Source organism: Mangrovibacillus cuniculi (genome assembly GCF_015482585.1).
Taxonomy (GTDB): Bacteria; Bacillota; Bacilli; order Bacillales; family R1DC41; genus Mangrovibacillus; species Mangrovibacillus cuniculi.
In genome coordinates, this window is sequence record NZ_CP049742.1 from 204,126 (window position 1) to 216,196 (window position 12,071).

Annotated in this window: 10 protein-coding genes; all 10 read left to right on the forward strand. The window is 39.5% G+C overall.

Translation table 11 applies throughout. The annotated features are described in order from the left end of the window. The first annotated feature begins 1 nt into the window (after position 1). The 10 genes from tatA (at position 2) to xylF (ending at position 11,873) form a co-directional block, all read left to right on the forward strand. Entirely contained in the window at positions 2-199 is a 198-nt protein-coding gene (gene tatA, locus G8O30_RS01000; RefSeq protein ID WP_239673157.1) for a twin-arginine translocase TatA/TatE family subunit, read from the forward strand. A gap of 62 nt (positions 200-261) precedes the next feature. Further along, complete coding sequence (gene tatC / locus G8O30_RS01005) at positions 262-993, forward strand: twin-arginine translocase subunit TatC (RefSeq protein ID WP_239673158.1); 732 nt, start codon at positions 262-264, stop codon at positions 991-993. A gap of 568 nt (positions 994-1,561) precedes the next feature. After that, positions 1,562-2,674, forward strand: a complete 1,113-nt coding sequence (locus G8O30_RS01010) for a sugar ABC transporter substrate-binding protein (protein ID WP_239673159.1) — start codon at positions 1,562-1,564, stop codon at positions 2,672-2,674. Positions 2,675-2,736: 62 nt separating this feature from the next. Beyond that, the gene (locus tag G8O30_RS01015) at positions 2,737-4,257 is read left to right on the forward strand and encodes a sugar ABC transporter ATP-binding protein (RefSeq protein ID WP_239673160.1); all 1,521 of its coding nucleotides are present in this window, start codon (positions 2,737-2,739) and stop codon (positions 4,255-4,257) included. A gap of 13 nt (positions 4,258-4,270) precedes the next feature. Then, entirely contained in the window at positions 4,271-5,443 is a 1,173-nt protein-coding gene (locus tag G8O30_RS01020) for a sugar ABC transporter permease (protein WP_239673161.1), read from the forward strand. Between the two features lie 186 nt (positions 5,444-5,629). Next, positions 5,630-6,742, forward strand: a complete 1,113-nt coding sequence (locus G8O30_RS01025; RefSeq protein WP_239673162.1) for an oxidoreductase — start codon at positions 5,630-5,632, stop codon at positions 6,740-6,742. 176 nt (positions 6,743-6,918) lie between these two features. Further along, positions 6,919-7,899 carry a sugar ABC transporter substrate-binding protein gene (locus G8O30_RS01030; protein ID WP_239673163.1) on the forward strand — a complete coding sequence of 327 codons (981 nt, stop codon included), beginning with the start codon at positions 6,919-6,921 and terminating at the stop codon, positions 7,897-7,899. Next, complete coding sequence (locus G8O30_RS01035; RefSeq protein ID WP_239673164.1) at positions 7,892-9,355, forward strand: sensor histidine kinase; 1,464 nt, start codon at positions 7,892-7,894, stop codon at positions 9,353-9,355. The genes G8O30_RS01030 and G8O30_RS01035 overlap by 8 nt, the downstream gene beginning before the upstream one ends. Continuing rightward, a complete protein-coding gene (locus G8O30_RS01040; protein WP_239673165.1) occupies positions 9,330-10,829 on the forward strand; it encodes a response regulator transcription factor in 1,500 nt (499 codons plus the stop codon). The genes G8O30_RS01035 and G8O30_RS01040 overlap by 26 nt, the downstream gene beginning before the upstream one ends. A gap of 18 nt (positions 10,830-10,847) precedes the next feature. Beyond that, positions 10,848-11,873: a D-xylose ABC transporter substrate-binding protein gene (gene xylF, locus G8O30_RS01045; protein ID WP_239673166.1), complete on the forward strand. Its 1,026-nt coding sequence runs from the start codon at positions 10,848-10,850 to the stop codon at positions 11,871-11,873. The last annotated feature ends 198 nt before the right edge of the window (positions 11,874-12,071 follow it).

Genomic DNA, 12,071 nt, shown 5'->3' on the forward strand with positions numbered 1-12,071 from the left:
CGTGCTACAGAGTATAGGAATCCCAGGTTTAATTTTAATTCTCATTATTGCTTTAATTGTCTTTGGGCCATCCAAGCTACCGGAAATTGGACGTTCGTTTGGAGTCACATTGAAAGAATTTAAAAAAGGAACAAAAGATATTATGGCAGACGAACCATCCACAGCAACAACGGAAACACAAAAAAACAAAGAAGCATAATTGGTTGTCTACACCCAACATGATGGGTGTAGACCCTTTCTTTAGGTGCAAAGGAGGGTGAAATGGTGAAAGGAAATGAGATGTTGTTCACGCATATGCAAGAATTACGACAAAGAATGATCTATGTGTTGATTGTATATGTTGTGTTTTTAGTGGCAGGATTTGTGTTCGTTAAAAAGTTGTATCATTGGCTGTTACAAAATGCAGAAGTTTCCTTAACAGTACTTGGACCATCAGAGATTCTATGGATTTATTTCATGCTTGCAAGTCTTTGTTCCATATCGCTTACAATCCCTTTCATTGCTTATCAAGTGTGGGCTTTTATCCGACCAGCATTGAAGCAGGAAGAGAGAAAAGCAACGCTCGTATTCATCCCGTTATTATTTATCCTATTCATTGGAGGGATAGCATTCGGCTACTTCGTTGTATTCCCTTCCGTTTATGCTTTTATCGTCTCTTTATCTAGCGGAATGTTCGACACTACCTTCACGGTGGAGAAGTATTTCCGATTCCTATTGCAAATTACGTTGCCATTAGGCTTGCTGTTTGAGATGCCTGCTGTCGTGTTGTTCTTGACAAAGCTACGCTTATTAACGCCAACCGTTATGATGAAATACCGTAAATATGTACTATTCGCATTGGTTATTATCTCAGCAGTAGTGACACCACCGGACTTTATCTCCCAGCTATTTGTGCTAATACCGATGATCTTGCTATATGAAGCAAGCATCATAATCTGTAAAATTGTCTATAACCGTCAAAAAGAAAGAGATTTAGTGTTCTCTTCTTCATAAAAGTCACCCTGTCTAAAAGAGGCTGGGACAACACCAAAAGTGACTGCACAGGGATTTCCGCTGCAGGGGGACGCTTTCCACTTAGAAAAGCGAAAGGCGCGCGTTTAGCCGCGGCAGGAAAGTTTGAAAGCATGAGGAGGCAGATCTTCAGCCACCGGAGGGCTTTCGGACTTTACCAAGCGGTTGCGCACCTGGAGCTAGACATGGCATCTTTATTTTAAAACTCCTGTGGGGTCTCGACGAACCGCTATATCCCGTAGGAGTCGCCCCCTTCCGCTCCAATCCCTAAGATTAATTAGGTAAGAACACTACTTCCGCAGTGACTTATTTCTAAAACTATAATTAATATGAATTTTAAATATAAAGGTGCATTCGCTAATGAATGTACCTTTTATTCGTTTTGTATTACCTCGTTCAGTCATTATCTATGTAACTCCCAACCTGTTCCACACCAAAAAAGTACAGTTAATACCAAAAGATTACTAATGATAACGCTTACAAATGGGTGTTAGAGAATCATATAATCAAACTGTACTAATACAAAAAACGAACACAGGGGGAAAAGAAAATGAAAAAGGGATGGAAATGGCTTTCGTTGACTTTATTAGTCACGATCTTTGCGGTATTCATGGCAGCATGTTCCCAAACTACTGGCGGGGGAAGCGGTAGTGTAGATGTTGGGATCGTATTACCTACAAAAGATGAACCACGTTGGGTACAAGATGAGCAACGTTTCAAAGAAGCGCTAGCAGATTCTGACTACACAACAGAGATTCTATTTAGCCAAGGATCTTCAGCTAAAGAGAAAGAAAACGTGGAAACACTTTTAAATAAGGGGATTAAAGTGTTAATCATCTGTCCACACGATGGCGATGCAGCGGCTGCAGCAGTAGAAGCAGCGAAAAAAGATGGTGTTACGGTTATTTCTTACGACCGTTTAATTACAAATACAGATGCAGTAGATTACTATGTAACGTTTGATAGCGTTGCAGTAGGTGCGGCACAAGGTCAATACTTAGTGGATAACGTTAGCGGCTCCGACGTTCCTTTATACCTTTATGCTGGAGCGGCATCTGACAACAACGCATTCTTATTCTTCGAAGGTGCATGGAATGTCCTTCAACCAAAAATTGCTGATGGCACGTTCAAAGTTGCTAACTCTTCCGAAGCAGAAGCGTTAAAAGACAAAGCAATGCTATCTCGTGATGAAATGAGTAAAATTCTAGGCCAAGTAACAACGAACTGGGATCCAAATGAAGCAATTAATAAAGCTCAAACACACTTAACAGCAGTTGGAGCAGACTTAAAAGGCGATGTAGCAGTATTAGCGCCAAATGATGGAACAGCTCGCTCCATCGCAGATGTATTTGCTTCTGATGGTGATGTTTCCAGTTATATCGTGACTGGTCAAGATGCAGAAAAAGCTTCTATTCAATACGTTATTGATGGTAAGCAATCCATGACGGTTTTCAAAGACGTACGTACGTTAGTAACGGATGCGATGGGTATGGCAGTATCCATTCTAGATGGCGATACACCGGAAACTACTGGTTCTTATAACAACGGAAGCGTAGATGTAAATGCAAAACAAACAGATGTAATTGTTGTAAATCAAGAGAACGTTCAAAAAGAACTAATCGATTCTGGCTACTACGAAGCTAGCGAATTCGAAGGACTGTAAGGCTTAGGCGGAGCGGTGTTACCTACACTTCTCCGCCATTGTTATAAGAAAGGGGGAGCAACATGTCACAGTATATATTGGAAATGAACTCTATTTCGAAAGAATTCGTCGGTGTCAAAGCGTTAAGCAATGTAAATTTCCAGGTGGAAAAAGGAGAGATTCACTGTTTAATAGGAGAAAACGGAGCGGGGAAATCTACACTAATGAAAGTGTTAAGCGGTGTATATCCTTTTGGTACTTATGAAGGAGACATTGTGTACGAAGGGAATGTGCAACAGTTTGGGAAGATTAGCGATAGTGTAAAAGCTGGTATCGCGATCATTTATCAAGAGTTAGCCCTGTTTCCAGATCTATCTGTCTATGAAAACATCTTTACTGGAAATGAAATGAAACGCGGAGGAGTTATTGATTGGAACGAAACGATTCTTCAAGCTAAGAAGTTACTTCAGAAGGTAAAGCTTGATGTAAATCCAGAGACGTTAGTAAAAGATCTTGGGGTGGGAAAACGTCAGCTAATTGAAATCGCAAAAGCATTAAGTAAAGATGTTAAGTTGCTAATCTTGGATGAGCCAACGGCAGCGTTAAATGAAGATGACAGCGAGAATTTATTGAAGTTGTTAAAAGAATTAAAAACACAAGGCATCACTTGCATTATGATTTCGCACAAGTTAAAAGAGGTCATTTCTATTGCTGACAAAGCAACGGTACTAAGGGACGGACAAACCATTTGTACGCTGGATGCGACTAAGAAAGAAGTTACGGAAAGTATCATTATTAAAAACATGGTTGGTAGAGAGATAGAAGATATTTACCCAAAACGTCCGAAGAGAGAAAAAGGCGAGAGAATCTTAGAATTACACGATTGGACTGCTTATGATCCTGCAATAGGTCGTAACGTGGTGAAAAACGTTAACCTACATGTAAATAAAGGAGAAATTGTTGGGATTTCAGGCTTGATGGGATCTGGCCGAACAGAGTTAGCTTTAAGTATTTTTGGCAATGCAAAAGGGTATAAGCTTCAAGGGGACCTAATGCTTAACGGGAATTTAACTAATTTAAAACATCCAAACGAAGCAATTAAAGCTGGTATTGCTTATGTAACAGAAGATCGAAAGGGCGACGGATTATTTTTATTACAAGACATCAAAAGTAATATCTCCGCAGCAAATCTACAAGGAATCTCCTCAAAGGGTATTATCAACGACAATGAGGAAATTATCATTGCAGATAAATACAAAAAATCCCTCTATATTAAGGCATCTTCCATCGAGCAAGAGGTTGGTAAATTGAGTGGAGGGAACCAACAGAAAGTTTCATTAGGTAAGTGGTTGTTTGTAGGACCGAAACTACTAATCTTAGATGAACCTACTAGAGGAATTGATGTGGGAGCGAAGTTTGAAATTTACACTGTAATGAACGAATTGATAGAAGCTGGTATGAGTATTATCATGATTTCATCTGAACTTGGAGAAGTTCTTGGTATGAGTGACCGAATTTACGTCATGGCGCAAAATGAGCTTAAAGGGGAACTTACAATCGAAGACGCTTCACAAGAAACTATTATGGAACTTGCAACGCAATAAGGGGGTATTGACGATGAGTTTTATAAAAGAAGTACGAACGCTAGTTAGTGAAAATATCCGTGATTATGGTATGTATATTGCTTTAGCAGTAATTATTTTAACGTTTACCGTGATGACAAATGGTCTATTTATCTCTTCTCGTAATATTAGTAACTTACTAGATTCAGCGGGGTATATTGCTGTTTTAGCTGTAGGAATGACGCTTGTTATTGTCATACGTCACATTGACTTATCTGTTGGCTATGCAGCCGGATTTCTAGGAGCGGTAGCTGCGATTTTATTAACGCAAGCTGGTGTATCCATGTTTATTACTATCCCCATCATTCTAGTGTTAGGGGTAGCAACTGGTTTATTAAACGGTGTGCTAGTAGCGAAGATTGGTATTCCGTCCTTTGTCGCAACGCTCGCAGGAATGTTAATTTTCCGTGGAGCACTTTTACAAGTAACGGAGAAAACGGGAACGATTATTATTCGTGATGATATGTTTAACGCAATTGGTAACGGTTATATTCCATCTTTAATGGAAGTAAACGGACTTCATCTATTATCTTTGTTAGTCGGTATGGTCGGTATTATCTTTTATATTTACAGTGAAATGAATACACGTAAGAACAAGATGAAATATAATTTTGAAGTGGTTTCCACAGGAATCTTCATCTTAAAGTTAGTCTTCGTATCTGCGATTATCGCTTATGTCACATGGATTCTTGCAGGCTATAATGGTTTCTCATGGACTGTCATCGTTATGTTAGCGGTTGTCCTTCTATATCATTTCTTAACGACAAAAACAGTTCTTGGACGTCACATTTATGCAGTAGGTAGTAACCCGGAAGCAGCACATCTAAGCGGGATCAATGTAAAGAAGATTACGTATATCGTATTCGGTTCTATGGGAATGTTAGCTGCTTTATCAGGTATCCTATTCACAGCTCGTTTGCAATCTGCAACGACAACTGCAGGGACACTATTCGAGTTAGATGCTATCGCAGCAGCATACGTTGGAGGGGTCTCTTCAGCTGGTGGAGTAGGGAAAGTAACCGGTGCTATCATTGGAGCAATCGTAATGGCTTCTTTAACGAACGGAATGAACTTACTCGGGGTAGGAATCTCTTATCAATATATGATTCGTGGGGGAGTACTAGCAGGAGCAGTAATTTTTGATGTCATGACTCGAGGAAGAAAATAAAGAAAGATCAACAGAGGGTATTGTACCCTCTGTCTTTTTATTGGTCTAATAGCAGGAAGTAAGCATTGATTCCAAATTTTAGGTTAAGATAATTTTTATAGAACATTCCGTAAGCAAAATGGTTGTCCTAGTAGAAGTAGCTCTTTACAATGATACCGATTTATCTAAATGGAGGAGGTCACTAAAATGAAGTTTCAACCATTATTTGAGTCTCAACAAATCTCACAACAAACGTTTTCCAATCGTTATATAGTAGCACCTATGACAAGAGTGTCTGCAGAATCTGACGGCAAAGCGAATGACAGAATGAAAGCTTACTATGAGCGTTTTGCAGTAGGTGGTTTCGGGGCAATAATCTCTGAAGGAATATATACGGATAAACATTATAGTCAGGGATACCGAAATCAACCGGGATTAGCGTCGGATATGCATGTCGATGCTTGGAAGCCAGTAGTAGAAGCGGTAAAAGCTCACGGTACCAAGTTCATTGCCCAATTAATGCATGGAGGAGCACAGTCTCAAGGGAATGCCTATACAGATGAAACAATTGCTCCGTCCGCTACTGCACCGAAGGGAGAACAGCTGGCTTTTTACGGTGGATCAGGCCCTTACAAAACGCCTAAAGCAATGGAAACAAAGGATTTTGAACAAGTTCGTGAAGGATTTGTTCAGGCGGCTATTCATGCAAAAGATGCTGGATTTGATGGGGTAGAATTACATGCAGCAAACGGTTATTTACTAGATGAGTTTCTAACTGAATATATGAACCTTCGAGATGACGAATACGGTGGTTCTATGGAAGCTGGATTGGGGTATGTAAAAGAAGTAGCAGATGCAGTGCGCTTAGCTGTAGGGGAATCTTTCATTGTAGGAATTCGACTTTCACAAGGTAAAGTATCTGATCAGGAGTACCGCTGGCCGGGTGGAGAACAAGGTGCTGAGAACTTCTTTAATCTGGTAAAAGAACTTCCACTAGACTATATCCATGTGACAGATGCAGATGGTACAGCACCTTCTTTCGGAGAACATTCTCGCTCCATTGCAAGACTTGCAAAAGAAGTGGTAGGACTCCCGGTAATTGCTAACGGTAAATTAGGTGATCCTGATAAAGCACTAAAAGCTGTTACAGAAGAGAAAGCAGATTTTGTTTCCATTGGAGCTACTGCACTAGCAAATCCAGATACACCAAACTTAGTGAAAGCTGGGAAAGAACAACGAGCGTTTGATCCCACAGCCATATTATTTCCTGAAGCATTTGTAAAGGATGCGGAACTGGAAATACAATTAGAGAAACGATAAGAACGTTCCCTGAAAACCCTGAGATGTCTTTACTCAGGGTTTTTCCTTTACATCTCTTAGTAGTGAATCTATTGACACGAAAATTATTGCTAAATAGGAAGAAATTTTATGACTATTATAGTAAGCGCTTTCTCTATTTTGGTATGATAAGAGGAAGAAAGGAGGGGGGATTCTGCATGAAAAAGATTGGTATAGCAACTTTTACTCTAGTGTTTATCTTCTTTGGAATAGTAACCCTTCAAACGCTTGATAAAGTAAGAAAAACAAACTGGGAATTACCTACACCAACCATAACAGAAGAGGAAACCCTCCGATTTGTCATGATTACACAAGACTTGGAAACTCCTTTTTGGGATAAAGTCGCTACAGGCGCCAAACAAGCCGCAGAGGAACTAACCATAAGTTTAGAAGTGTGGGGAAGTTATGGTAATCAACAAGAGACATTTCTTAAACAAATAGAGATAGCTATACACGGAAAAGTGGATGGCATTATTGTTCAAGGTTCCGATACGGATAAATTTAAAGAACTAACAAAAGTAAAAGCATCTTTTTATGGAATCCCTATCGTAACAGTTGCAAATGATGTGCCAATGCAAGAAAGTCTACGTAAAACGTATGTGGGATCAGATCACCAGAAAGCAGGTAAAATGATAGCGAACCAATTAGTTAAAGATATGGGGAATCAAGGGGAAGTAATCTTACTCTATGACACGAATAAGTTTGATTACCAAATGAAACGAATAGAGGGGATTCAGAGTGTTTTAGAAAAATACCCATCCATTTCTGTCTATCATGCAAAGTCAGAAGGTTCACGTGAACAAATTCAGATGACGACCCAACATATGTTAAACGTATATCCGAAAGCAAAAGCATATATAGCCGTTAATGCCAACATGGCAAGTCCTTTAGTTCATGAAATAAGTAAGCGTTATCAAGTAGAACCGTATTATTTATATTCGTTCGATGATGGAGCCGAATCAACGGCACTCTTAGAAACTGGCAAATTAGATGCGATCATTGAACAAGATCCCTCTATGATTGGAGAAATTAGTGTAGAAAAACTTGCGGAATGGGTTAGAGGACAAAGTTTTCCACTCGATAGCGAAGGATATTTCACTAATATAAGGGTTGCGAAAGTGAAGACAAACGATGAATAGCATCCAAAAGAAAATCTTATTATTAACCTCACTAGTACTAATATTTATGTCATCTATCTGGATTACTTTAACCTACTACAACAATGAAACACATAAACAGTACAATGAAATTTTAAAACGTTATCTAACGATGAATGATGTTACTACGGCAAGTCAACAAAGTATCGCTGACCTAAATAGTTATTTAAGGAAGCCAATCTCTAGTAATATTATTCGTTTTGAACATAGTAAAGAAAATGTTCGCAAAGCAAAGAGAGACGTGTTGAAACTGGAAAACAAAGCTAACCAATTTACCTTAACCACTTACGTCTCTTTAATTGATAGTTTAGTAGAAACGATGGACAGATCGGTTATATTTTTTGATGAAAATAATCAGGAAGCTTCTGCGAAGGAATTTGAAGAAGCGACACGAATATCTAGTTATATATCTGAGATGACTTTAACGTTGTTAGATAAAGAATTAACAACGTATGACATTTTTTATCGTGGGATTATGCAGCAAGCGGAGGAAGTGATTAGGTTAGGTATATGGCTACTACTAATCATGACAGCTATATTATTTATCGCTACATACTGGTTCTCCTTAAGTATTACAAGACCTATTCAGCAATTAACACAGGCAGCAAATGACCTCTCCAATGGTCGTTTTAAAAAACCGATTAAGGTAGAGTCAAATGACGAAATTGCTTTTCTAGCCAAGACATTTGACCGCATGCGAATCAATATTAATAACTTAATAGGAGAAATTAAACATAAAGCACAATTAGAGCATGAACTACAACAGAATCAACTACTATTACAAGAAATACAGTTTAAAAGTTTGCAAAGTCAGATTAACCCCCACTTTTTATTTAACACGCTAAATACGTTGTCCAAAAAAGCTTATTTAGAAGGTTCTGAGGAAACAAGCGATCTGTTAGTAAGTGTTGCTGGTATTTTGCGATATAACTTAAAACAAGTAGATCGTTCAGTTTCGTTAAGAGAAGAAATATTTGTTTTAAAGCAGTATATCGAAATCCAAAAAGCTAGATTTACTGATCGATTACACGTGCGCTATGAAATTGATGAAGATTGTTTATTTGTTCCTATCCCAGCACTTACACTTCAACCGATTGTAGAAAATGCGGTAATACATGCTGTCGAGCCAAAAGTGGAAGGAGGTCAGTTAATCATCCGTGTAAAAGATCTTCAAAATAAAGTAGTGATAGAAATAGAGGATGATGGTAGCGGAATGACACCTCAGAAGATGGAGGAAATCTTACAGGAAAAACCTGTTCAACTAGAAGGTCACTCTACCGGTATCGGCTTCCCAAATGTGGTGAAGAGACTTCGTCTGTTTTTCGGGGAGTATGACGTCATCCGCATCGAAAGTACACAAGGTGTAGGGACAAAAGTAATGATATTCATTGAAAAGAGAGGTGTAAAACAAGATGATGAAAGTCTTAATCGTCGATGATGAGCAAATGGAGAGGGAAGGGATGCAAACGATTTTAGAGAGAGCATTTCCGAACCTTATCATAGAACAAGCGAAGAACGGTCAGATGGCAGTGGAGCTGTCCCATACCTTTCAACCAGACATTGTATTAATGGATATCAAAATGCCAGGAATGACTGGATTAGAGGCTGTAGAAAAAATTAGTTCGGATTTTCCTACCACTCATTTTGTGATGGTCACGGCATACGACACGTTTGATTATTTACGAGCAGCGATAAAACTTGGTGTAAAAGACTACTTGCTAAAGCCTAGTAAAGTTAGTGATATTGTGTCAACGATTGGAAAAGTCGTGGAACAAGTGGAAGAGGCGAAAAAGAAAAGATTCTTGGAACAACAGACGTCTAGAGTGATTGAAACGGATGTTGTCACACAGTTGTTATTTGATCATGTGCATGATGTTCATGTGGATATGCTAGTGGATATGTTGGATACGCCGATACCTCATAAACTTTTTGTTTTAGTTCTTCATGTACCTAATAACGCCTCTTCTGTTACCAAGACTGTTCGAGAATATGTAAGAACGCATCATCTTGGTTGGATCGGTCCTCTGTATGGAAATCAGTTACCTATTATCGTCTTTCGAAAGGAAAAGACGACTTATCGTTCCCAAGCACAACAAGTGGTGAAAAAGTTATTGCAAGAAATAACAGTTTACTCAAGTGGTGTCTTTATCGGAATTGGAAGTGAATGTGAAGGATTAGAAACAGTGAAGCAATCTTATCAACATGCATTAGCTGCAACAATGGATCTCTCTTTAGAATCGAAATATTCCTATTACGATCAAGTTCGAGTGAATAGTAGTAACATAGGACAGTTTACTAGACAGGAAATTGGCGAATATATTCGACTGGGGCAGTGGCATCAAATCTCTCAATATATGACAAAAACTGTGGATAGCTTGGAGAGAGAAAATGTTTCTCTTATTCAGGCGCAGCAGAGAATTTTAGAGGTGTTGTGGAGCGTCTCCAATGTATTGGAAGAGCTAGGGCTGGAAAGGAATTCTTATTTCCTTGATGGAGTAGAGAATTATCAACACCTACGAATTGCTGCTTTACAGGTTTTTAATGGCATGCGTGAAGGTTTTGAACAATTAAAGGAACAAACAGAAACGGACACCATCCATCAACTCAAGAACTATATCATGGCTCATTCCCATGAAGATATATCCTTAGATGCACTGGCAAACCGAGTAGAGTTAAGTCCTATATATATTAGCAAAATGTTTAAAGAGAAGTTAGGGATAAATTATATTGATTTCTTAACAGAATGCAGGGTGGAAAAAGCAAAGAAGCTTCTTTCAGACCCTGAAAAAAGTGTGAAAGAAATTACTTTTGAAGTGGGCTACCACGATCCAAATTATTTTAGTAAGGTGTTTAAAAAAATCTGTCAGGTGACGCCGAAAGAATATCGAAAAAATCTCATGTGGAGTCAATAGTGAAGGAGGAGTATGTTAATGAAACGTTTGATGAGTTATTTACTTCTCCTGCTTCTTTTAAGTGGTTGCGCTAAGGAAACGACCGCAGTTCCGAACAAAACGGAGGTAAAAGAGAGAATTCATATCGGCTTTTCCATGGATACGTTAGAAGAAGAGCGTTGGTTACGCGATCGAGATTTGTTTAAAGAATCAGCAGAACGCTTAGGAGCTAAGGTAACTATTATGGCTGCAAGTGGAGATGATGCCTTGCAAATTGTCCAAGCAGAGCAGCTGATTCAATTAGGTGTCGATGTGTTAGTAGTGGTGCCGCATAACGCCGAGGCGACCGCAGCGATTGTAGCAAAAGCTCACGATGCAGGAATTAAAGTGATGTCCTACGACCGGCTTATTAAGAATGCGGACTTAGATTTATATGTATCCTTTGATAATGAGAAAGTAGGAGAAATGCAAGCGGAAGCGATAACGAAATTGGTTCCGAAGGGGAAGTACGTTTATATTGGCGGGGCGGAAACAGATAATAATGCGCATCTTTTTAAGAAGGGTGTATTTAATGTGTTGCAACCGTTAATTGAAAAAGGTGATATAACGGTGGTGTACGATCAGTGGACGAAGAACTGGTTACCGTCAAATGCATTTGAAAATATGCGATCTGCAATAGAGGCAAACAACCGTGAAATTGATGCGGTTATTGCAGCGAATGATGCTACAGCTGGAAGTGCGACGAAGGTTTTGGCTGCATATGGACTGTTGGGAGAGATTCCAGTCGCTGGACAGGACGCGGAGTTGGCTGCTGTGAGAAGGATTGTGGAAGGAACGCAAACGATGACGGTATACAAACCAATTAACATTTTAGCGGAGGCAGCTGCTGAGTTAGCGGTGAAGATGGCGAGGGATGAGGATGTTGGAGCGGATCGAAAAGTAAACAACGGTAAGATTCAAGTTCCGTCTGTGTTGCTGTCTCCGATTGCTGTGGATCAAGAGAATGTGGTAGAAACGGTGATTGCAGATGGATTTCATGACTATGACGATGTGTTTGGGGATTGAGAAGGTTGTTAAAAGGGCGAGAAGGTAAGGTAGAGAGCAGTCAGCGGTGGAAGGCGGTCGTCAAAAGCGTTAGAAGGTGGGGTAGAGAGCCGTCAGTGGTGGGAGGCGGTCGTTAAAAGCGTCAGAAGGTGGGTTAGAGAGCCGTCAGCGATGGGAGGCGGTCGTCAAAAGCGTGAGAATGCGGGATAGAGAGCCGTC